This window comes from Bradyrhizobium sp. CCGB20 (genome assembly GCF_024199855.1).
Taxonomy (GTDB): Bacteria; Pseudomonadota; Alphaproteobacteria; order Rhizobiales; family Xanthobacteraceae; genus Bradyrhizobium.
On the sequence record NZ_JANADN010000001.1, the window covers coordinates 2284475 to 2305460 of the forward strand.

Here is a 20986-nt window from a genome sequence, read left to right on the forward strand (position 1 = left end):
TCACGCACGCCGGAGCCGAGCACTTCGATCCGGCTCGGCTGCGGTCGGAGGAGGCGCCTACTCGTCGTCTTCATCCTCGTCTTCGTCGTCCTCTTCCTCTTCCTCGTCGTCTTCCTCTTCCACCTGCACGAGCGTGGCCAGCGGCAGCGTCTCGCGGAACAGGTCGCCTTCCATGCCCATCCAGAGGCAGAGCACGTCGTCCTCTTTCACTTCGGCAACCGTCAGCGGCTGGCCGCCCGATTTCAGCATCACGACATCGCCGGCTTTCAATTCCATGGATTGTCCTTTCGGGTTGATCGATCCGGAGGACGCTAGCAGGCGGTCATGACACGCTGAAAACGGGGCCGACCTCATCCTGGGGGCCCGCCGCAGGCGGGCGTCTCGACAGATGGCCGCAGGCGAAGACCGTTCGTGAAAAGGCCGCATCGCAAGCCTGGCGACGATGGCATAGTACCCGTGTTTTGCCCGACGGGTCAAAGGCTTTTCGGTAAATCCGTAAGCCCTTGATTTTGCAGCTGTCGGCTACTGTGCATGGGGTTGTTTTCGATGTTTTGTCTTTGAGCCCCGATTACGGCTGGCTCGGCACCAGCTCGGTCAGCGAGCGGATGATGCGGTCGGGCTTGACGGACGAGCCTTCGGGCAGGCCGTCGCCATGCACGTCGATCCAGATCGCGTAGATGCCGAGACGCTGCGGCGTCACGACTTCCCATTCCAGATTGTCGCCGATCATCCAGGTGTCTTTCGCGGTGACGCCGAGCGCTTCCATCGCGTGCAGATAGGCGCGCTCCTCGGGCTTGCCGAAGCCGTGCTCGCCCTCGATCTGGATGTGATCGAAGCGATGCGTCAGCTCGAAGCGCTCGACCTTGGCACGCTGCATGTCGGCGGCGCCGTTGGTGACCAGCGCGAGCTTGACGCCATGGGCCTTGAACGCGTCGATCGCATCATGGGCGCCGGGGAAAACGAAGATCGCTTCTTCGCGATAAGTGGTGAAACGGTCGGCGATCCGATCGGCGAGATCATCGGGGAGGGCACGATGGCCATCGGCGGCAAGCGCGGCGAAGCCGCCTCGCACCGTGAGCCGCCGCGCCTCGCCAAGCTTCATCCGCCAGAGCGGCTCCGCGGTCGACCAGAACTGCCGCGCATAGGCCAGCACCGCGGTTGCGACCTGCGGTGGCGGCAGCGGCGCCAGCTCGTCGGCGAATTCGTTGGCGATCGTGTTCCAGGCGATCTCGGGCCGGCCATAGGCCGACAGGATGGTGTCGTCCATGTCGATCAGCATGGCGCGCGGCAGCGGTCTCGAAGCGGGCTTCACAGTCATGGCCATTTCACCTCCGGCGGCAGCGACGACAGGATCGAATCCACATTGCCGCCGGTCTTGAGTCCGAAGATGGTGCCGCGGTCGTAGAGCAGGTTGAACTCGACATAGCGACCGCGCCGGATCAATTGCTCCTCGCGATCATCAGCGGTCCAGCTCGTCGCGAAATTGCGCCGCACGATCTCAGGATAGATTTTCAGGAAGGCGCGGCCGACATCCTGGGTGAAGGCGAGGTCGGCGTCCCAGTCGCCGCTGTCGTGCCAGTCGTAGAAGATGCCGCCGATGCCGCGCGCCTCTTTCCGGTGCGGCAGGTAGAAATACTCGTCGCACCATTTTTTGTACTTGTCGTAATCGGCAACGCCGTTCGGCTGGTCGCAGGCCTCCTTCATCGCGGCGTGGAAGGCGAGCGTGTCGGCATCGTCCTGAATGCGCCGGCGGTCGAGCACCGGCGTGAGATCGGCGCCGCCGCCGAACCAGGCTTTTGTGGTGACGACGAAGCGCGTGTTCATGTGCACGGCGGGGACGTGCGGATTGCGGTGATGCGCGATCAGCGAGATGCCGGAGGCCCAGAACTTCGGGTCGTCTGCTGCGCCCGGAATCTGCGCGCGAAACTCGGGCGCGAATTCGCCGTGCACGGTCGAGCAATGCACGCCGACCTTCTCGAACAGGCGACCGGACATCATCGACATCATGCCGCCGCCGCCGGGCGCACCGGTATGATCGGTGCGCTGCCAGGGCGTACGCTTGAAGCGGCCGGCATCCCCGGGATAGAGGCTTTGCGGCGCGTCGTCCTCCAGCCGCTCGAAGCTCGCGCAGATGTCGTCGCGCAGATGCTCGAACCAGGCGCGGGCGCGCGTCTTGCGGTCGTCGATTGTTGAAACGTCCATATCCAATTCCCGAACGAGCCTGCCGTAGGGTGGGCAAAGGCGCCCTTGCGCCGTGCCCACCATCCTTCACCGTCATCTCGAATGGTGGGCGCGCTGCGCTTTGCCCACCCTACGAGACCGAGATCGTAACTAGCCCTGCGGACCGTAGTAGGTGCAGCTCTCGTTGCAACTGTCGCGGTGGATGCTGACGCGGGTCAGCTTGCCGATATGCTGAAGCCGCTCCCAGACGAAGCGCGAGAGGTTTTCCAGCGTCGGTGTGCCCAGCGCCTCGATCTTGTTGAGGTATTTGTGGTCCAGCGTCAGCCGGACGTCCTCGATGGCGCGCTGGACGAGGCCGAGATCGACCACCATGCCGGTCGCAGGGTCGGGCGTGCCGCGCAACGTCACCTCGGCGCGGAAGGAATGGCCGTGGATCTCTTCGCTGGCCGCACCGAACGTCGTTCCCGACAATGAATGTGCCGCCTCGAAGCGGAACGATTTGGTCAATTCCCACATCTGTTCGAAAACCAATCCTATCTGATGCCGAGCGATTTATGCGTCTGCACGCTCAGCCGCCATTGCGGATGATTCAGGCAATAGTCGATCGCGCGCGCGGTGTTCTCGATGACCTCGGGGCCGTCCATCGGCTGGAGTGAGAAGCGCTCGAAGGCGAGGTCCTCGAACGCCTCGGGCGCGGCGAGGGCCTGCGGATAGACCAGCTTCAGCTCGTGGCCGCGGCGCAGGACGAGCTCGCTGCCGCCCTTGGGGCTGACGCAGATCCAGTCGAGCCCCGCGGGCGGCTCGATGGTGCCGTTGGTCTCGACGCCGATCTCGAAGCCGCGGGCGTGGAGCGCATCGACCAGCGCGGCATCGACCTGGAGCAGCGGCTCGCCGCCTGTGAGCACCACATAGCGGTTGGCGGTAGAGGCCGCCCATTGCGCGGCGATGGTGTCGGCGAGTTCCGCGGCCGTGGCATAGCGGCCGCCGAGCGTGCCGTCGGTCCCGACGAAGTCCGTGTCGCAGAATTTGCAGGTCGCGCCTGCGCGGTCGGCCTCGCGGCCGCTCCAGAGGTTGCAGCCGGCAAAACGGCAGAACACGGACGCGCGCCCGGCATGGGCGCCTTCGCCTTGCAGGGTCAGGAAGATTTCCTTGACCGCGTAACTCAACCTTCTCTCCTCAATCCGATGGGCCGTTGGGGTTCCGGAGCTGCCGCAGCGCCTCGCCTGCGGCCATCGCCGCGGTCATGGCCACATTGAGCGACCGCAGCCCCGCCGTGATCGGGATCACCAGCCGGGCGTCCGCAGCCTCGACCACCGCGTCGGTGACGCCGGCGCTCTCGCGCCCGAATAGCAGGATGTCCGACGTCTGGTAATGAAAATCGCGGTAGTCGGTGGCCCCTTTGGTGGTGAACAGCAGCAGCCGGTAGCCCTGTGCCGCGCGCCAGTCCTCGAACTTGGTCCAGGAGTCGTGCCTGCTGAGGCTGACATGGTCGAGGTAATCCATTCCCGCCCGGCGGAACAAGCGGTCCGAGACCGGGAAGCCCGCCGGCTCGATGATATGGGCGGCGATCCCCAGACAGGCGCAGAGCCTGAGAATCGTGCCGGTGTTCTGAGCGATGTCGGGTTGGAAAAGCGCGATCTGCATGGGCTGTGTCGGGGTCGGTGCGGGCCGGAAATGTCTCAATAAAACATCGCTGGCCGCGGAATTCGTGCATTGCACGCCCCCACGCCGTTAGCGGGCTTGCGCTCGCCCGGCAAGGGTGCCAATAGAACGATTCTGGACTGCTGTTTTCGCCCTTGTTTTGGTGGGGACAAGTGAAGTTCTGCCGCCGCGGGGGGCCGCGGGCGCCGGCAGATCGTTCTGGGGACCTTGGGGGCCTCCGGAGCGGTTCCGTCGGCAGCATAAGAAGAAAGGGTTGGAATCGTGACGACAGCGTCTTCGGCGGACCATCCGACACGCCGTGATTTCTTATTCGTTGCAACGGGGGCAGCTGCAGCAGTAGGGGGCGCAGCCGCGCTCTGGCCCTTCATCTCTCAAATGAATCCTGATGCGTCGACCATCGCCGCCGGTGCGCCGATCGAGGTCGATCTCAGCCCGGTCGCCGAGGGACAGGACATCAAGGTGTTCTGGCGCGGCAAGCCGATCTACATCAGCCACCGCACCAAGAAGCAGATCGACGAGGCGCGCGCCGTCAACGTGGCGAGCCTGCCCGACCCGCAGTCCGACGAGGCCCGGGTCAAGCCCGGCCACGAGCAGTGGCTGGTCGTGATCGGCATCTGCACCCATCTCGGCTGCATCCCGATCGCCCATGAGGGCAATTACGACGGGTTCTTCTGCCCCTGCCATGGTTCGCAGTACGATTCGTCCGGCCGCATCCGCCAGGGGCCCGCGCCCGCGAACCTGCCGGTGCCGCCGTACCAGTTCGTTTCCGACACCAAAATCCAGATCGGCTGAGCTTCGGACCTTCGTCCGAAGCCTCGCGCCGTCTCGTCGTTTTATTTCCTCAGGATCGCATCATGAGCGGACCATCCGACTACCAGCCGAGCAATCCGGCCCTGCAATGGATCGAGCGGCGCCTGCCGATCATCGGCCTCGTCCATTCCTCCTTCGTCGTCTATCCCACCCCGCGCAACCTGAACTACTGGTGGACCTTCGGCGCCATTCTCTCCTTCATGCTGGGGATGCAGATCCTGACCGGCGTGGTCCTGGCGATGCACTACACGCCGCATGCCGATCTCGCCTTCAAGTCGATCGAACTGATCGTCCGCGACGTCAATTACGGCTGGCTGCTGCGCAACATGCACGCCTGCGGCGCGTCGATGTTCTTCTTCGCGGTCTACGTCCACATGCTGCGTGGCCTCTATTACGGCTCCTACAAGGAGCCGCGCGAGGTGCTCTGGATCCTCGGCGTCATCATCTACCTCCTGATGATGGCGACGGGCTTCATGGGCTACGTGCTGCCGTGGGGCCAGATGAGCTTCTGGGGCGCCACCGTCATCACCAACCTGTTCTCCGCCATTCCCTATGTCGGCGAGAGCATCGTGACGCTGCTGTGGGGCGGCTATTCGGTCGGCAACCCGACGCTGAATCGCTTCTTCTCGCTGCACTATCTGCTGCCGTTCCTGATCGCGGGCGTCGTCGTGCTCCACGTCTGGGCGCTGCACGTCGCCGGCCAGAACAATCCTGACGGCGTCGAGCCGAAGACGGAAAAGGACACGGTTCCGTTCACGCCGCACGCGACGATCAAGGATGGCTTCGGCGTCGCCTGCTTCCTGCTGCTCTACGCCTGGTTCATCTTCTACATGCCGAACTATCTCGGCGACGCCGACAACTACATTCCGGCGAACCCGGGCGTGACCCCGCCGCACATCGTGCCGGAATGGTATTACCTGCCGTTCTACGCGATCCTGCGCTCGATCCCGAACAAGCTCGCGGGCGTCATCGGGATGTTCTCGGCGATCATCATCCTGTGCTTCCTGCCCTGGCTGGACAGTGCCCGGACGCGGTCGTCGAAGTATCGTCCGCTGGCCAAGCAGTTCTTCTGGATCTTCGTCGCGGTCTGCATCCTGCTCGGTTATCTCGGTGCGCAGCCGCCGGAAGGCATCTACGTGATCGCCGGCCGCATCCTGACGGTCTGCTACTTCGCCTACTTCCTGATCGTGCTGCCGCTGCTCTCGCGCATCGAGACGCCGCGGCCGGTGCCGAACTCGATCTCGGAGGCGATCCTGAGCAAGGGCGGCAAGGCGGTGGCTTCCGTGATGGTCGCGATCGTCGCCGCCGGCGCGCTGCTCCTCGGCAGCATGCAGGATGCGCGTGCGTCCGAAGGCAGCGACCAGCCTCCGGGCAACAAATGGTCCTTCTCGGGCCCTTTCGGTAAGTACGACCGCGGCGCGCTTCAGCGTGGTCTCAAGGTCTACAAGGAAGTCTGCGCCAGCTGCCACGGCCTGTCCTTCATCGCCTTTCGCAACCTCGCGGAAGCCGGCGGCCCCGGCTATTCGGTGGCGCAGGCGGCGGCGTTTGCCTCCGACTACAAGATCAAGGACGGTCCGAACGACGCCGGCGACATGTTCGAGCGTCCCGGCCGGCCGGCGGACTATTTCCCCTCGCCATTCGCGAACGAGCAGGCAGCGCGTGCGGCGAACGGCGGCGCGGCTCCGCCCGACCTGTCGCTGATCACCAAGGCGCGCTCCTACAAGCGCGGCTTCCCGATGTTCATCTTCGACTTCTTCACCCAGTACCAGGAGCAGGGCCCGGACTACGTCTCGGCTGTGCTCCAGGGTTTTGAGGAGAAGGTGCCGGAGGGTGTGACCATCCCGGAGGGCTCCTACTACAACAAGTACTTCCCGGGTCACGCCATCAAGATGCCGAAGCCGCTCAGCGACGGCCAGGTGACCTATGACGACGGCTCGCCGACCACGGTCGCGCAATATGCCAAGGACGTCACCACGTTCCTGATGTGGACCGCCGAGCCGCACATGGAAGCGCGCAAGCGCCTCGGCTTCCAGGTGTTCGTGTTCCTGATCATCTTCGCCGGCCTGATGTACTTCACCAAGAAGAAGGTCTGGGCCGACTCCCACTAAGGGCGGCGCGAGGACGAAACGAGAAACGAAGAAGCCCCCGAAAGGGGGCTTTTTTGTTGCCCAACTCTCGTCATTTCGGGGCGCGCGATAGCGCGAACTCTGGTGCGCAATTGCGCACCCGAGAATCTCAAGATTCCGGGTTCGGTGCTGCGCACCGCCCCGGAATGACGAGAGTGTGGATTGCCTCACGCGCCCGCACCCGCCAAAATACCTCCAACCTCTCCCCCAGAACTCGTCGGAGGACACCATGGGAACCGCCATCACCTTCAAGCGCCCGGACGGCAAGGACGCCTCGGGCTATCTCGCCAATGCCGCGCGCGGCAACGCGCCGGGCGTGGTCGTGATCCAGGAGTGGTGGGGGCTGTCGGACCAGATCAAGGGCCTGTGCGACCGCTTTGCCCTGGCCGGTTTCGACGCGCTGGCGCCGGATCTCTACAAGGGCAAGGTGGTGCCGTATCACGACACGGATTCCGCCAACAAGGAGATGAACTCGCTCGACTTCATGGATGCGACCACGCAGACGGTGCGCGGCGCTACGCAATATCTGTCGCGCAACGGCGCCAAGGTCGGCCTGACCGGTTTCTGCCTCGGCGGCGCCGTGACCATCATCGGCGCGACCAAGATTCCGGAGCTTGCGGCCGGCGTCGTGTTCTACGGCATCCCGCCGGAGCAGGCGGCCAAGCCCGCCGACGTCAAGATCCCGCTCCAGGCCCATTTCGCCAACAAGGACGATTGGTGCACGCCGGAGCTGGTCAGCGGCTTCGAAAAGGCCATGAAGGCCGCCGGCAAATCGCTCGAGCTGTTCCGCTATGACGCCGAGCACGCCTTCGTCAACGAGCAGCGCCAGGCCGTACACGACCGCGAAGCTGCCGAGCTTGCCTGGGGGAGGGCGACGGAGTTTTTCCGGAAGCATTTGGGGTAGGGCGCCTCTGATCTGTAGCCCGGATTGCGCTTCGCTCCATCCGGGCCACGGCACCGTGGCCACCCTTGACGCCGTCCCCGCGCCATGGTGAGTATCCGCCCCATGAGCACCGCCGTCCGCCCAGCCCGTCTTTGGTGGCGCACCTCCTGAAGAGGTGGCCGGTGCGATTTCTTTTCTCAAAATCGTCGAAGGTCGCCCACGCAGTGCGGCGGCCTGATCGTTTGTCCTGTGTGGCGTTCCCTCGGCAAGTTTCGTAAGAGGACCCCATGAACAGGACAGTCTTTGCCCTCCCGGCCCGAAGCGAGTACGTGACCCGCGCAGGTCTCGCGATCACGCGCGTGGCCGAGCAATTCACCGGCGGCGCCAACCGGCTCGACGATCTCGTCAACCTGCTCGACCGCCGCCGCGGCGTGGTATTGTCGTCGGGCACGACCGTGCCGGGCCGCTACGAGAGCTTCGACCTCGGCTTCTCCGACCCACCGCTCAAGCTCGAGACATCAGGCGTCAATTTCAAGCTGGAGGCACTGAACGAGCGCGGGCAGGTGCTGATCGCCTTCCTCGCGAACGTGCTGCGCGAGCCCTGCGTCGTGATCTCCGAGAAGACCGCGTCGCGCTTGTCCGGCCATATCCTCCGCGGCGATGCCCCGGTCGAGGAAGACCAGCGCACGCGGCGCGCCAGCGTGATGTCGCTGGTGCGCGATATCGTTGCCGCCTTCTCCGCCAATGACGACGGGTTGCTCGGCCTGTTCGGCGCCTTCGCCTACGACCTCGTGTTCCAGATCGAGGACCTCGTGCAGAAGCGTGCGCGCGAGCAGGACCAGCGCGACATCGTGCTCTACGTCCCCGATCGCCTGCTGGCCTACGACCGCGCCACCGGCCGCGGCGTCGTGCTCACCTACGATTTCGCGTGGAAGGGCAAGTCGACCGCGGGCCTGCCGCACGAGACCGCCGAGAGCCCGTACCTGAAGACGCCGCGCCAGGGTTTTGCCGATCACGCGCCCGGCGAATATCAGGCGACGGTCGAGACCGCCCGCGCGGCCTTCGCGCGCGGCGATTTGTTCGAGGCGGTGCCGGGACAGCTGTTCGCCGAGCCCTGCGATCGCTCGCCGGCCGAAGTGTTCCAGCGCCTTTGCGTCATCAACCCGTCGCCCTACGGCGCGCTGATGAATCTCGGCGAGGGCGAATTCCTCGTCTCCGCCTCGCCGGAGATGTTCGTGCGCTCGGACGGACGCCGCGTCGAGACCTGCCCGATCTCGGGTACGATCGCCCGCGGCTCCGATGCGATCGGCGACGCCGAGCAGATCCGCCAGCTCCTGAACTCGGAGAAGGACGAGTTCGAGCTCAACATGTGCACCGATGTCGATCGCAACGACAAGGCGCGCGTCTGCGTGCCCGGCACAATCAAGGTCTTGGCGCGCCGCCAGATCGAGACCTATTCAAAGCTGTTCCACACCGTCGACCATGTCGAGGGCATGCTGCGCCCCGGCTTCGATGCGCTCGATGCCTTCCTCACCCATGCCTGGGCCGTCACCGTGACAGGTGCGCCAAAACTGTGGGCGATGCAGTTCGTCGAGGATCATGAGCGCTCGCCGCGGCGCTGGTATGCCGGCGCGATCGGCGCGGTGAACTTCGATGGCAGCATCAACACGGGTCTCACCATCCGCACCATCCGCATGAAGGATGGCCTCGCCGAAGTGCGCGTCGGTGCCACTTGCCTGTTCGACTCTGATCCAGCCGCGGAAGACCGCGAATGTCAGGTGAAAGCCGCCGCGCTGTTCCAGGCGCTGCGCGGCGATCCGCCGAAGTCGCTCTCGACCTTCGCACCCGATGCGACCGGCTCGGGCAAGCAGGTGCTGCTGATCGATCACGACGACAGTTTCGTGCACATGCTGGCCGACTACTTCCGCCAGGTCGGCGCCGACGTCACCGTGGTCCGCCATGTGCATGCGCTCGACATGCTCAAGCGCAAGGCGTGGGATTTGCTGGTGCTGTCGCCTGGACCTGGACGCCCGGAGGATTTCGGGATCAAGAAGACCATCGACGCGGCGCTGGAGAAGAAGCTGCCGGTGTTCGGCGTCTGCTTGGGCGTGCAGGCGATCGGCGAATATTTCGGCGGCGAGCTCGGCCAGCTCACGCATCCCGCGCACGGCCGGCCCTCACGGGTGCAGGTGCGCGGCGGGCGCTTGATGCGCAATCTGCCGAACGAGATTGTCATCGGCCGCTATCACTCGCTCTTCGTCGAGCGCGACAGCATGCCGGAGGTGTTGTCCGTCACCGCCAGCACCGAGGACGGCGTCGCGATGGCGCTCGAGCACAAGACCCTGCCGGTCGCCGGCGTGCAATTCCACCCGGAATCGCTGATGTCGCTCAGTGGCGAGGTGGGACTACGTATTGTCGAGAATGCGTTCCGGCTGGATGCCGGGGCGAATTGAGTGCATGTTTCATACTCGTCATTCCGGGGCGGCTCGAAGAGCCGAACCCGGATCTCGAGATTCCGGGTTCGGCTCTTCGAGCCGCCCCGGAATGACAGCTAACATGGGATAGAAATGACCTTTGACCACGACCTGAAGGCGAGCGTCCGCACCATCGTCGACTATCCCAAGCCGGGGATCATGTTCCGCGACATCACGACCTTGCTCGCGGATGCGCGCGCGTTCCGCCGCGCGGTCGACGAGCTCGTCAATCCCTGGGCCGGCAACAAGATCGACAAGGTCGCCGGCATGGAAGCGCGCGGCTTCATCATCGGCGGCGCGGTCGCGCACCAGCTCTCGGCCGGCTTCGTGCCGATCCGCAAGAAGGGCAAGCTGCCGCACACCACGGTGCGCATCGCCTACTCGCTCGAATACGGCATCGACGAGATGGAGATGCATGTCGACGCCATCCAGCCCGGCGAGCGCGTCATCCTGGTCGACGACCTCATCGCCACCGGCGGCACCGCGGAAGGCGCCGTAAAACTGCTGCGCCAGATCGGCGCCAACGTCGTCGCCGCCTGCTTCATCATCGACCTGCCCGAGCTCGGCGGCGCCGCCAAGCTGCGCGCCATGGACGTGCCGGTGCGCACGCTGATGACGTTCGACGGGCACTGAAGCCGCTGGCGGTCGTCAGATCGCCTCAGCCTTCAGCTCGTCCCGCCAATGCAGCACGCGCTCCTTCAGGAGTGCGTTCCTGACATAGTCCGTCTCCTCGTCTTCCAGACGCTCGCATTCGCCGAATGTCAGTCCCGCCTCGCCATGCGCGTTCCAGGCGGCCTGGAGCGTGCGGCAGGTATGGTTGCCCTGGCGCAGGGAGAACCAGATGCGGTTCTGGATCGTCTCGAGGTTCGGCGCCTGGCCGACCCAGGCCTCGCCTGAGGCCGCACAGCGGACGACGTAGATGCCGGCAATGGTCTTCCGCTCCTTGTAGGCGGCGATCGCTGCTTTCCGGTCGATGGTCACGGTGGGGAGCCTTCCTGAGGGGACGCTGATGCGTCGTCTCAGTAACGGCAGGGACGCCCGGCGTCAATATTACCCGGGTAAAATATTTCAAGACCGTTGCAGGATCAGGCTGAGCTCAAGCTCACGGAAGGCGAGGTAGTTCCGCCGGGTCCATTGATGCAGCTCGGTCGAGGCGTCCTTTTCCTGGCGCAGGTAGCCGGTGAAGGAGAAGTTCAGCCGGTCGATATAGGTCTTGAGGAAGCCGGGCAGCGCGGGCAGGCGGAACAGCCGGCCGCCGGCCATCGCGGCCGGCAGCTCGCCGCGCACGACGTGCTCGTTGTCCACCGTGATCAGGTTCACCCGCGGGATCTGTCCGCGCAGCATCTCATAGGCGCGGGCCGAGACGCGGTCGGTGTCGGCGACGAACAGGATCATCGGCGCGACGTGACGGCGTGCCGCTTCCTTCAGCAGCCCGATCTCGTCGGTCATCTTGAAGAACTCGTCGAAGGCGTGGAAGCCGAGGTCGATGACCTTGCCAAGTCCGTCGTCGACGATGACGCGGTCCATCAGCTGCATCTTGCCGTAGGTGTCGATTACGTCGGCGGTCTCGGTGATGTTGGGCAGATAGTCGAGCAGCGACGGCTCCTTCAGATTGACATCGAAGGCCGTGACGTTGCCGTTCTTGAGCAGCAGGAATTCGCTCAAAAGCCGCGCCAGCAGGGTCTTGCCGACCTGCGGGCGGGGCGAGCAGATGATGTAGACGGGCGTTACGGACATTGACAGCTATATCAGGCCAACTCACCGCCCAATCCAGCCGTATCAGCCCTGACCGTGCAACTATTTTTCGGTGTTGCGGGTTACCGGTTTCGAACCGACGATGTCGGTCAGCCGGATCCGGTCGAACTCGCTCCAGACGTTCGCCAGCCAGTGCCGGACATAGCCGCGGAGCACGAACGAATAGTTCGCGGCGTCGTCGTTGATGCCCTTGTTGGCGACGAATTTCAGGAACGGGACCGAGGACACCTCGACCTGCTCATAGGCCATTTCGTTGAGCTTGGGGATGGTCAGCTCGGTCGCGTCCTTGATGCGATGGAAATAGGAATTGTAGGTCGCCTGGTCCCACTGGAAGAACTGGGTGTCGTTGATGAAGTTCTTCACCAGGAAATATTTCGCGCCGGTCATGAAGCCCGCGGTCTCCGCGATCTCCTCCAGCGAGGCGATCGAGGGGCCGAGGATGTGGAACACCGCAAAGGTGATCTGGCCGGCCTTGGCGGCGTCGAGGAAGCCGATGTCGCGCAGCGAGGCCAGCGCGGGCGAGAGCAGGCCGGCGCGGACGTCGATGACGGTGACCGAAGGGCTGACAGCGTTGAGCGTGTCAAAAATCTTCATCTGGTCGGCCGTGGTCGTCATGTCGACGATCTCGGTGATGTCAGGATGGAAGCGCTTCAGGGTTCCGCGCGGCGACTCCGTGTCGAATGCGCGCGTCGGCACGTTGTTGGCGGAAAAATAATCGAGCAAGGTGCGCGACACCGTGGTCTTGCCCACGCCGCCCTTGTCCGCGCCCACCACAACCACTGCCGGCTTTGCCATTGCTGTCCCCTAACGCGCCCCCGATCGCGAGGTCGCGATCGGCCGGGCCTCAAATCGATGTTCCAAGGATGTCCCAACCCAAGGATGTCCCAAGTCTGCTGTTGGGCGCGAACATGGCAGAAACAAGGGAGAATTCAAATCCTCGGCACGCCGCTATGCCTATTCTTGGGGTTTTTCCCAATCGTTGCGAATCCGCCGCGTGGTGGGACATGACGCCTCAATGGCGGCCCCAGGGACCCATGGGATTGTCCACCGGCTTGCTGTTCGCGGTTCCGGAGGGGCTCGGCACGGGCGGCGGACTGGCCGAGCCGCCCGCATCGTCCCAGGGCCCCTGGCGCAATGGCGGCGGGTCGTCCTGCTGCTCGACCTGTGCCTCAGGCTCGTCCGCCTCGTAGCCCGGCGGCGGCAGCGGGCCGGGATCATGGCCGCCGGCGAACTTGACCAGCGCGTCGACCCGGGACTGCACCGAGGGGTGGGTCGCGAACAAATCGGCAAAGCCCTCGCGCGGATTGTCGACGCAGAGTTCCATCACCGCCGAGGTCGCGCCCGGCAACTCGCCGCGGTTCTCGATCTTGCGCAGGGCCGAGATCATGGCGTCCGGATTTTTCGTCAGCTCGACGGAGCCTGCGTCGGCCAGATATTCGCGCGAACGCGACAGCGCGAGCTTGACCACTTGCGATACCAGCCAGGCCACCACGATCAGCACGACCGCGATGATGATCACGATCACCGCGCCGCCGCCGGAGCTCTTGCTGTCGCTCGATGACGAGGACGATCGCGACGATGAGGACGAGCCCGACGACCACGAGCCGCCGCCAGAGCTCCAGCGGAAATTCGTGAACAGGCGGAAGAACAATTCGCCGAAGAAGCCGACCACGCCGGCGATGATGACGGCGACGACCATGAGCTGCACGTCGCCGTTCTTGATGTGGGTCAGCTCGTGGCCCAGCACCGCCTCGACCTCCTTGTCGTTCAGCGCATTGAGGAGACCGGTGGTCACGGTGATCGAATATTGCCGCGGGTTGAGGCCGGTCGCGAACGCGTTCAGCGCCGGGCTCTCCATGATCTTCAGCTTCGGCATGGTGATGCCGCGCGAGATGCAGAGGTTTTCGAGCAGATTGTAGAGCCTCGGCTCTTCCTGCCGGGTGACGTTGTGGCCGCCGGTCACCGCGTCGATCATCGACTGGTGGAAGAAATAGGCGATCACGATCCACACCGCCGCCACGACCGTCGCAACGGGCGCGGCGACTTTCAGATCCTGGAAGGCGTGGCTCAGGTAGAAGGCGACGGTCCGGTTGCCGTCGATGAGGACTTCGGCGACCAGCGCGCCGGCATAGACCAGCACGTAGACCAGCGCGAACAGGCCGGCGAGCAGCAGCATCGAACGAAACTTGTTCGAGGCGATGTGCGTGTAGAGACCATACGCGGCCATGACGCGATGCCCTGCCGGCCTATCGGCTCAACTCAGAACTTCACCTGAGGCGTGGCCTCGACTTCGGTGCGGCTGGCGCCGAGATCGAAGAAGTCCTTCTTGGTGAAGCCGAACATGCCGGCGAACAAGGCGGCGGGCATCTGCTGGATGCCGGTGTTGTATTCCTGGACCGCGTTGTTGAAGAAACGGCGGCTCGCCGCGATCTTGTTCTCGAGGTCGGAGAGCTCGCTGGCGAGCTGCTGGAAGTTGGCGTTGGCCTTGAGGTCCGGATAGGCCTCCGACAGCGCGATCAGCCGGCCGAGCGCGCCGGAGAGCTGGTTCTCGGCGGCGGACACCTGCGCCGGCCCCTGCGCCGACATCGCCGAATTGCGCGCCTTGATGACGTCGTCGAGCGTGCCGCGCTCATGCGAGGCATAGCCCTTCACCGTCTCGACCAGGTTCGGGATCAGATCGTGGCGCTGCTTGAGCTGCACGTCGATGTCGGCAAAGGCCTGGCCGACGCGCTGGCCCAGCGCCACCAGGCGGTTGTAGGCGCTGAACGCCAGGAACACGAGGACGACGATGACGCCGAGAACGATCCAGCCGGTCGACATGGAGAACTCCTGAAGGGGGAAGAAGGCGGGCGCAGCCTAGACCAAATTGGCGCAGGATGAGAGCCCGGCGCAGGGGAGGTAAGACTTGGTCGAATGGGGCGCCATCCGAGTTCAAGGCGAAAGCGCCGGACGAGGTTAACTTTCGGACATGATGGCGTCGCCCCAGCGCCAGCGCCGGGCGTTCGCGTAGGCGGCCTTGTCGCGTCGCGGGACTTTTGTGATGGCGAGGCCGCCCCCGGTGCAGAGCTTTGCCGCGATCTCGGCCTTGCCGATATCCGGCGGCGCCAGCACGCGCGCGGCGCGCGTTGCGGGCGGCGCGCGGGTCAGGGCGATGTAGATGAAGCGCTCGTCCTCGAACGGCACGTCGGCGCCCTTGATCTGGCGGTGTGCTTGGGAGCGCGGCAGGCGCTGGCTGAAATGGCACCAGTCGGGCGCTGCGAGCGGGCAGGGCTTTTCGTGCGGGCACGGCGCAGCGACGTACGCACCAGCCGCGATCAGTTGCTGGCGCAGGGCGAGGATGCGGGCATAGCCGGCGGGCGTGCCGGGTTCGATCACGACCAGCGCGTGGCGTGCCTTGGCCCACATCACCTCCGCGAGCTTGCGCTGGTCGGCCTCGCCGAGCTCGCCGACGATGTAGCTGGCAACGACGAGATCGGCTTGCGAGACCTCGGCGAGGTTCGCACCGGCGTCGCCCGGCAGATAGCGGCAATCGGCCAGACGCGTGCTGTCGCGCGCCAGTTCGAGCGCGAGCCGGCTGAGCGTGGCGTTGGCATCGAGCAGCGTGAAATCCTGCAGCGAGGAGAACGCCTCCGCGGCGGCCCAGCTCGCGGTGCCCGGACCCGCGCCGACGTCGAGCAGTGTTTCCGGAGCGAGATCCGGGGCGATCTCGGTCAGCGCATTCAGGCTTGCGGCCACGGCCGCATAGGTCGCCGGCATGCGTGCCAGCGCATAGGCGAGCGCATCGGCCTCCGACTTGATCGTGCCGGAGCCGCCGCCTGCGCGGTAGGTGGTCGAGATTTTCTGCGATCGCTGCGCAGCGTCGGTGCGCGAAAAGCCCTGGAGCCTGGCGTCGAGGGCGGCTTTCAGTTCGGCGGGGAGGGTGGGAGAAATCATCATCCGCGGTCATGCCCCGCGCAGGCGGGGCATCCAGTACTCCGAGACAGTGCCGTCAACCGAGAAGCCGCGGCGTACTGGATCATCCGCCTTCGCGGATGATGACGTCAATGGGGGCGCGACGACTTCGGTCTCACGCCACGTTCTGGTCGAGGATGTCCACGGCCTCAGACAGGCTCACCGACACCAGTTGCGACACGCCGCGTTCGGCCATGGTGACGCCGAACAGGCGGTTCATCCGCGCCATCGTGATCGGGTTGTGCGTGATGATGACGAACCGCGTGTCGGTCGAGCTGGTCATTTCGTGCAGCAGGTTGCAGTACCGTTCGACGTTGTGGTCGTCGAGCGGCGCGTCGACTTCGTCCAGCACGCAGATCGGCGAAGGGTTGGTCAAGAACACGGCGAAGATCAGCGCCATCGCGGTCAGCGCCTGCTCGCCGCCCGAGAGCAGCGACAGCGTCTGCGGCTTCTTGCCCGGGGGCTTGGCGATGATTTCGAGGCCGGCTTCGAGCGGGTCGTCGCTCTCGATCAGATGCAGCGCAGCTTCGCCGCCGCCGAACAGCTCGACGAACAGGCGCTTGAAGTGGTTGTTGACGACCTCGAACGAGGTCAGCAGCCGCTCGCGCGCCTCCTTGTTGAGGCTCTGGATGCCCTGGCGCAAGCGCTTGATGGCTTCGACGAGGTCGTCGCGTTCGGTGACCAGACCGGTGTGCTGGGTCTCGACCTCGCGCAGCTCTTCCTCGGCGCGCAGGTTCACCGCGCCCAGGCGCTCGCGGTCGCGGCGCATCTTTTCGAGGTCTTCCTCGATGTCGTGCAGCGGCGGCAGCTCGGCGCCGGGCTCGAGCTCGGCGAGGCCGGCGACGGCCTGCGGCTCGACTTCGAGCATGTCGCGGATCTCGCGCTCGATGTCCTCGAGCCGGCGCCGTGCGCCTTCCATGCGCTCCTCGGCGCGGGCGGTGGCTTCGCGGGAACTCGACAGCGCTTCGAGGGTCAATTTCGCGACGCGATCGGTTTCGGCCATCGCGGTCTCCGCCGAGGCGAGCGCGTCGGCGGCCATGCGGCGGTCGTTTTCCGCGTATTCGATCTCGGTGATCAGCGCGCTGCGCTTCTCGGCGAACACGACGGGCGCGTTTTCGAGATCGCTGCGCTCGATCGTGAGTTCGGCGATACGGGCCTGGATGGTGTCGATGTGGGAAGCTGCGCTTTCCTTGCGGTTCGCCCACTCGGTGCGTTCGGCGAGGATCGCCTGCACGCGGCGGTCGGCGAGCTCGGCTTCGCGCGCCAGCGCCTGCGCCTCGGCGCGGACCTGGGCGGCGATGCGGCGCTGGCCCTCGATGTCGCTGCGGACGGCGGCGAGACGGGTCTCGGTGTCCTCGCTCGACGGCAGCTCGGTGATACCGGCCTCGGCGTATTCGTAGGCGGCCTCGGCCTCGGCGCGGTCGGCGGCGAGGCGGCTGTGTGCTTCGGACAGCGTCGCCTTGCGCGCGGCGTGGCGGCTGATCTCGCGCTCGGCGGTGGCATGGCGCTCACGCGCGACGTTCAGCTCGCGCTGCGCGGCGCGCCAGGCTTCGCGGCTGGCACCTTCGGTGCTGGCAGCCATCTGCAGCTCGGACTCGGCGTTCTCCAGCGCCTGACGCTTGATCTGCGCGTCGATGCGGGCCTGCTCCAGTTCGTTCTCGATGTCGACGAGGCGGGCGCGCTCGGCGAGGCGCCGTGCGGCGCCGGTCGGGGCGTGAGCGGCCGCGACAAAGCCGTCCCAGCGCCAGACGTCGCCTTCGGGCGAGACCAGCCGCTGGCCCGTCTTGAGTTGCGAGACCAGCTCGGCACCGCGCTCGCGCGGCACCACGCCGATCTGTGCCAGGCGGCGCGCCAGCTCGGCGGGCGCCTGAACGTGGTTGGCGAGCGGCACGACGCCTTCGGGCAGCTCCGGATCGCCGTCGGTGACGCCGGCATTGGTCCAGCGCATCGGCGCCGACGGATCGACCGGCGCGTCGAGATCGTCGCCGAGCGCGGCGCCGATTGCCTTTTCAAAACCCTTGTCGACGGTGATGCCGTCGATGATCGGCGGCCACAGATTCTTGGTCTCGCCGTTGACGATCTTGGAGATCGTGCGCGCCTCGGTGTCGAGCCGCTGCACGCGCTTGTCGGCCTCGACCAGCGGCGAGCGCGAGGATTCCAGCGTCTGGCGCGCGGCGACATGCGCGGCTTCGCTCGCCTGCGCGGCGGCTTCGGAAGCGGCAAGCGTCTGCTCGGCGGTCTCGACGGTCGCGGTCAGCTCGTCGAGGTCGCCGAAACCGCCGGTCTCCGCGGCGAGCTTCTGCTCTTCCGCGGCGACATTCGCGATCTCCTGGTCGAGACGGGCGAGCTTGTCGCGGTGGGTGCGGACGTTGGCCTCGAGCTGGTTGCGCTTGGCGGTGAGGTCGGCGAGCGCGGTGGTGAGCTCGGCGAATTGCTGCTCGGTTTCGGTCAGCACCGCCTCGGCTTCGCCGACGCGCTCGTCGACGCCTGAGCGCTTCTCGACGCGCGACTTGATCTCTTCCTTCAGCTCGGCATCTTCGGTGTCGAGCCGCTGCAGCGCGACGTCGGCGTCCATGGTCTGCTGCTGGGCGCGCGAGATGTCGCCTTCGAACTGGGCGAGGCGGCGCTCGAGCTCGGCGACGCGCTCCTTGGCGCGCTCTTCCTCGCGGTCGAGCAGCTCGCGGGCATTGGTGAGGCGCTGCAGCCCGGCCGCGGCGCGCGCTTCGGCATCGCGCAGCGCGGGCATTTCGGCGGCGCGGATCGCCTGGATGCGGGCAGCTTCAGCCTGGTGCTGGGTGCGCTCGGCCATCTCGCGGACCGCGAGGTCATGGGTCTGGCCGGATTCGTTGACGTCGGCATGGGCGCCGATCCAGCGCAGGTGGAACAGCGTGGCTTCGGCCTTGCGAACCTTGGCCGCGACCTCGCGATAGCGCACCGCCTGGCGGGCCTGCTTCTTCAGGCCCTCCATCTGGCCTCCGAGCTGACCGATCACGTCCTCGACGCGGGTGAGGTTGGTTTCGGCGGCCTTCAGCCGCAGCTCGGCCTCGTGGCGGCGGGCGTGCAGGCCGGCGACGCCGGCGGCGTCTTCCAGCACGCGGCGGCGCTGCTCGGGCTTGGCCTGGATGATCTCGCCGATCTTGCCCTGGTGGACGAGGGCCGGCGAACGCGCGCCGGTGGCGGCGTCGGCGAACAGGATCTGCACGTCGCGGGCGCGGACGTCGCGGCCGTTGATGCGATAGACCGAGCCGGCCTCGCGCTCGATGCGGCGGGAGATTTCGAGCAGCTGGCTGTCGTTCATCGCCGCCGGCGCGGTGCGATCGGCATTGTCGATCGTCATCGTCACTTCGGCGTGGTTGCGCGCAGGACGGTTGCCGGAGCCGGCGAAGATCACCGCGTCCATGTCGGCCGCGCGCAGCGATTTGTACGAGGTCTCACCCATCGCCCAGCGCAGCGCCTCGACGAGATTCGACTTGCCGCAGCCGTTGGGTCCGACCACGCCGGTCAGGCCGGGCTCGATGACGAAGTCCGTGGGCTCAACGAAGGACTTGAAGCCGTGAAGGCGCAGGCGGGTGATTTTCATAAGCACGCATCTCTGTTGGCAGGCGCGAATCCCCCTGCCGGGACAATACCATGGAAGGCAATGTCGCTATCCGGGCGAGTCGCGCGAGGCGCCTCATGCGGCTGGACAATGGCCGCGGTGCGTCGCGAGGGCAACCGGCGAAACCCGCTTTTCCCAAGGGATTTATGCTGGGAAAGATACGGCTTTCGAGATGCGAATCAGGATCTTGACGAGCGAATCAGCTCTTCAGCAGCGGATTGATCTTCTTGGCGAACTCCTCGAACGAGGCCTCGCCCTTGATCTTCTCGCCATTGATGAAGAAGGTCGGCGTCGAATCGACCTTCAACACGTCGCTGGCGTATTTCTGGTCGGCGGCGATCTTGTCGAGCAGCGCCTGGTCCTTCAGGCAGGCCTCGACCTGCTGCTGGGTGAGGCCGGCCTGCTTGCCGATCCGCGTCAGGGTCTCGGTGGTGTTCTTCATCACCCAGTCGCTCTGCTGGCGGAACAGCATGTCGGTGACCGCGAAGTACTTCTGCGCGTCGTCCTTGGCGATGCAGCGCGACAGCATCGAGCCGGCGGCGGCTTTGATGTCGAGCGGGAACTCGCGGAAGATGTAACGCACCTTGCCGGTGTCGATGTATTCCGACTTGATCTTGGGGAACACCTGCTCGTTGAACGCCGCGCAATGCGGGCAGGTCATCGAGGCGTATTCGGTGATGGTGACGGCGGCATCCTTCGATCCGAGCGCCATGTCGGGCAGCGACACGGGCTTTGCGACGTCGGCGGCGACTTGGGCCATGGCTTCCGAGATGAACCGCAGCGGCGAGAGCCCGGCGAGCGCGGCAAGCCCGGTCAGCGACAGCATCGTGGTGAAGGCGCGGCGGGTGATGATCAAGGTCGGCTCCCGGGATTGGCGTGGTGTCGCCCGAGGTTCCCGCCCGGGCGGCCTGTCGCTAGCTTGAAACGTCGTTTGAGGCAATGGCGAGCCGCGACAACAGGTCCAGATTAGCCCGGGAATGAGGCTCAATTTCGCTTGATGGCCGCCCCGAGCCGGGCCAGCGCCGTCTTCAATTCTTCATCTTCGATGTCTCCCAGGCTCTCGGCCACTTTGGCCACCGATTTGGGATCGGGCGGGCCGGGCCGCGCCCGCCGCCGGGGCCGCGACAGGGGGGCCTGGCGGAAGGCCAGCTTGCCGACCGCGCTCCAGCCGAAGAAGCGGTTGACCCGCTCCAGGATCACGTCGGCGGAGTGCTGGATCTCCAGCGCCATCGGCCCCTCGACCCGCAGCACCAGGGTCGCCGGCTCCTGCGGCTGGCCCTCGACCGGCCGGGGCCATTGCATCTTGAGCGGCTCGGCATGGGCCGCGATCTCCGCCCCGGCAATCTGCGCCCACCGCGTCACCAGCTCGCGCGCCGCAAATCCCTGCTTGGCATAGGCCTCGGCAAAGACGTCGTTGAGTAGCAGCGACAGCGGCTTGGCGCTGATGGGACCGGGTTTGGGCGGGAATTTGGACATGGGGCCCTTATAGCACTCCCCGGCGATCCACGAAGAAAGACGTGGATGCCCGCGACGCGCGCAGGCATGA

20 protein-coding genes are annotated in these 20986 nt (G+C 65.7%); 5 read left to right on the forward strand and 15 right to left on the reverse strand.

Features of this window, described 5'->3' with window-relative positions; translation table 11 throughout:
- Nucleotides 1–57: 57 nt before the first annotated feature.
- The 6 genes from NLM15_RS10410 to NLM15_RS10435 all read right to left on the reverse strand — a co-directional run bounded on the left by NLM15_RS10410 (nucleotide 58) and on the right by NLM15_RS10435 (nucleotide 3825).
- Nucleotides 58–276 (reverse strand): YodC family protein, encoded by a 219-nt coding sequence (locus NLM15_RS10410; protein ID WP_254116866.1) that lies wholly within the window; start codon nucleotides 274–276, stop codon nucleotides 58–60.
- Nucleotides 277–568: 292 nt separating this feature from the next.
- The gene (locus NLM15_RS10415; RefSeq protein WP_254116867.1) at nucleotides 569–1324 is read right to left on the reverse strand and encodes an HAD family hydrolase; all 756 of its coding nucleotides are present in this window, start codon (nucleotides 1322–1324) and stop codon (nucleotides 569–571) included.
- Nucleotides 1315–2202, reverse strand: coding sequence for an oxygen-dependent coproporphyrinogen oxidase (hemF, locus tag NLM15_RS10420; RefSeq protein WP_254116868.1), 888 nt, complete (start codon nucleotides 2200–2202; stop codon nucleotides 1315–1317). The genes NLM15_RS10415 and hemF overlap by 10 nt, the downstream gene beginning before the upstream one ends.
- Nucleotides 2203–2331: 129 nt before the next feature.
- Nucleotides 2332–2697 carry a 6-carboxytetrahydropterin synthase gene (locus NLM15_RS10425; RefSeq protein WP_028153666.1) on the reverse strand — a complete coding sequence of 122 codons (366 nt, stop codon included), beginning with the start codon at nucleotides 2695–2697 and terminating at the stop codon, nucleotides 2332–2334.
- A gap of 17 nt (nucleotides 2698–2714) precedes the next feature.
- Nucleotides 2715–3347, reverse strand: a complete 633-nt coding sequence (gene queE, locus NLM15_RS10430) for a 7-carboxy-7-deazaguanine synthase (RefSeq protein ID WP_254116869.1) — start codon at nucleotides 3345–3347, stop codon at nucleotides 2715–2717.
- A 10-nt stretch (nucleotides 3348–3357) separates the two neighbouring features.
- The gene (locus NLM15_RS10435) at nucleotides 3358–3825 is read right to left on the reverse strand and encodes a tRNA (cytidine(34)-2'-O)-methyltransferase (RefSeq protein WP_254116870.1); all 468 of its coding nucleotides are present in this window, start codon (nucleotides 3823–3825) and stop codon (nucleotides 3358–3360) included.
- 279 nt (nucleotides 3826–4104) lie between these two features.
- On the opposite strand from NLM15_RS10435, the gene petA reads away from it, so the two are divergent.
- From petA to NLM15_RS10460, 5 genes are all read left to right on the forward strand, one after another.
- Nucleotides 4105–4635 (forward strand): ubiquinol-cytochrome c reductase iron-sulfur subunit, encoded by a 531-nt coding sequence (gene petA, locus NLM15_RS10440; protein ID WP_254116871.1) that lies wholly within the window; start codon nucleotides 4105–4107, stop codon nucleotides 4633–4635.
- 62 nt (nucleotides 4636–4697) lie between these two features.
- Nucleotides 4698–6761 carry a cytochrome b/c1 gene (fbcH, locus tag NLM15_RS10445; protein ID WP_254116872.1) on the forward strand — a complete coding sequence of 688 codons (2064 nt, stop codon included), beginning with the start codon at nucleotides 4698–4700 and terminating at the stop codon, nucleotides 6759–6761.
- Between the two features lie 247 nt (nucleotides 6762–7008).
- On the forward strand, nucleotides 7009–7683 hold the full coding sequence (locus NLM15_RS10450) for a dienelactone hydrolase family protein (RefSeq protein WP_254116873.1): 675 nt from the start codon (nucleotides 7009–7011) through the stop codon (nucleotides 7681–7683).
- 266 nt (nucleotides 7684–7949) lie between these two features.
- Nucleotides 7950–10115: an anthranilate synthase component I gene (locus NLM15_RS10455; protein ID WP_254116874.1), complete on the forward strand. Its 2166-nt coding sequence runs from the start codon at nucleotides 7950–7952 to the stop codon at nucleotides 10113–10115.
- A gap of 114 nt (nucleotides 10116–10229) precedes the next feature.
- Nucleotides 10230–10769 carry an adenine phosphoribosyltransferase gene (locus NLM15_RS10460; RefSeq protein ID WP_254116875.1) on the forward strand — a complete coding sequence of 180 codons (540 nt, stop codon included), beginning with the start codon at nucleotides 10230–10232 and terminating at the stop codon, nucleotides 10767–10769.
- Nucleotides 10770–10784: 15 nt separating this feature from the next.
- On the opposite strand, the gene NLM15_RS10465 is transcribed toward NLM15_RS10460, so the two are convergent.
- The 9 genes from NLM15_RS10465 to NLM15_RS10505 all read right to left on the reverse strand — a co-directional run bounded on the left by NLM15_RS10465 (nucleotide 10785) and on the right by NLM15_RS10505 (nucleotide 20916).
- The gene (locus NLM15_RS10465) at nucleotides 10785–11117 is read right to left on the reverse strand and encodes a GIY-YIG nuclease family protein (RefSeq protein ID WP_254116876.1); all 333 of its coding nucleotides are present in this window, start codon (nucleotides 11115–11117) and stop codon (nucleotides 10785–10787) included.
- 87 nt (nucleotides 11118–11204) lie between these two features.
- Nucleotides 11205–11873, reverse strand: a complete 669-nt coding sequence (locus NLM15_RS10470) for a hypothetical protein (protein WP_254116877.1) — start codon at nucleotides 11871–11873, stop codon at nucleotides 11205–11207.
- Nucleotides 11874–11933: 60 nt separating this feature from the next.
- Nucleotides 11934–12686 carry a hypothetical protein gene (locus NLM15_RS10475; protein WP_254116878.1) on the reverse strand — a complete coding sequence of 251 codons (753 nt, stop codon included), beginning with the start codon at nucleotides 12684–12686 and terminating at the stop codon, nucleotides 11934–11936.
- 217 nt (nucleotides 12687–12903) lie between these two features.
- On the reverse strand, nucleotides 12904–14118 hold the full coding sequence (locus NLM15_RS10480) for a M48 family metallopeptidase (RefSeq protein ID WP_254116879.1): 1215 nt from the start codon (nucleotides 14116–14118) through the stop codon (nucleotides 12904–12906).
- Nucleotides 14119–14150: 32 nt separating this feature from the next.
- Nucleotides 14151–14711 carry a LemA family protein gene (locus NLM15_RS10485; protein WP_014497379.1) on the reverse strand — a complete coding sequence of 187 codons (561 nt, stop codon included), beginning with the start codon at nucleotides 14709–14711 and terminating at the stop codon, nucleotides 14151–14153.
- Between the two features lie 135 nt (nucleotides 14712–14846).
- On the reverse strand, nucleotides 14847–15827 hold the full coding sequence (locus NLM15_RS10490) for a small ribosomal subunit Rsm22 family protein (RefSeq protein WP_254116880.1): 981 nt from the start codon (nucleotides 15825–15827) through the stop codon (nucleotides 14847–14849).
- A gap of 130 nt (nucleotides 15828–15957) precedes the next feature.
- Nucleotides 15958–19422, reverse strand: a complete 3465-nt coding sequence (gene smc / locus NLM15_RS10495) for a chromosome segregation protein SMC (RefSeq protein WP_254116881.1) — start codon at nucleotides 19420–19422, stop codon at nucleotides 15958–15960.
- A gap of 217 nt (nucleotides 19423–19639) precedes the next feature.
- Nucleotides 19640–20296 carry a DsbA family protein gene (locus tag NLM15_RS10500; RefSeq protein ID WP_254116882.1) on the reverse strand — a complete coding sequence of 219 codons (657 nt, stop codon included), beginning with the start codon at nucleotides 20294–20296 and terminating at the stop codon, nucleotides 19640–19642.
- Between the two features lie 128 nt (nucleotides 20297–20424).
- Nucleotides 20425–20916 (reverse strand): DUF721 domain-containing protein, encoded by a 492-nt coding sequence (locus NLM15_RS10505; RefSeq protein WP_254116883.1) that lies wholly within the window; start codon nucleotides 20914–20916, stop codon nucleotides 20425–20427.
- Nucleotides 20917–20986: the final 70 nt, after the last annotated feature.

Bases quoted from the DNA above. Each gene is read 5' to 3' on its own strand.
- NLM15_RS10410 (WP_254116866.1), bottom strand. From the start codon at position 276: ATGGAATTGAAAGCCGGCGATGTCGTGATGCTGAAATCGGGCGGCCAG.
- NLM15_RS10415 (WP_254116867.1), bottom strand. From the start codon at position 1,324: ATGGCCATGACTGTGAAGCCCGCTTCGAGACCGCTGCCGCGCGCCATG.
- hemF (WP_254116868.1), bottom strand. From the start codon at position 2,202: ATGGACGTTTCAACAATCGACGACCGCAAGACGCGCGCCCGCGCCTGG.
- NLM15_RS10425 (WP_028153666.1), bottom strand. From the start codon at position 2,697: ATGTGGGAATTGACCAAATCGTTCCGCTTCGAGGCGGCACATTCATTG.
- NLM15_RS10435 (WP_254116870.1), bottom strand. From the start codon at position 3,825: ATGCAGATCGCGCTTTTCCAACCCGACATCGCTCAGAACACCGGCACG.
- fbcH (WP_254116872.1), top strand. From the start codon at position 4,698: ATGAGCGGACCATCCGACTACCAGCCGAGCAATCCGGCCCTGCAATGG.
- NLM15_RS10450 (WP_254116873.1), top strand. From the start codon at position 7,009: ATGGGAACCGCCATCACCTTCAAGCGCCCGGACGGCAAGGACGCCTCG.
- NLM15_RS10455 (WP_254116874.1), top strand. From the start codon at position 7,950: ATGAACAGGACAGTCTTTGCCCTCCCGGCCCGAAGCGAGTACGTGACC.
- NLM15_RS10460 (WP_254116875.1), top strand. From the start codon at position 10,230: ATGACCTTTGACCACGACCTGAAGGCGAGCGTCCGCACCATCGTCGAC.
- NLM15_RS10470 (WP_254116877.1), bottom strand. From the start codon at position 11,873: ATGTCCGTAACGCCCGTCTACATCATCTGCTCGCCCCGCCCGCAGGTC.
- NLM15_RS10475 (WP_254116878.1), bottom strand. From the start codon at position 12,686: ATGGCAAAGCCGGCAGTGGTTGTGGTGGGCGCGGACAAGGGCGGCGTG.
- NLM15_RS10480 (WP_254116879.1), bottom strand. From the start codon at position 14,118: ATGGCCGCGTATGGTCTCTACACGCACATCGCCTCGAACAAGTTTCGT.
- NLM15_RS10485 (WP_014497379.1), bottom strand. From the start codon at position 14,711: ATGTCGACCGGCTGGATCGTTCTCGGCGTCATCGTCGTCCTCGTGTTC.
- NLM15_RS10490 (WP_254116880.1), bottom strand. From the start codon at position 15,827: ATGATGATTTCTCCCACCCTCCCCGCCGAACTGAAAGCCGCCCTCGAC.
- smc (WP_254116881.1), bottom strand. From the start codon at position 19,422: ATGAAAATCACCCGCCTGCGCCTTCACGGCTTCAAGTCCTTCGTTGAG.
- NLM15_RS10505 (WP_254116883.1), bottom strand. From the start codon at position 20,916: ATGTCCAAATTCCCGCCCAAACCCGGTCCCATCAGCGCCAAGCCGCTG.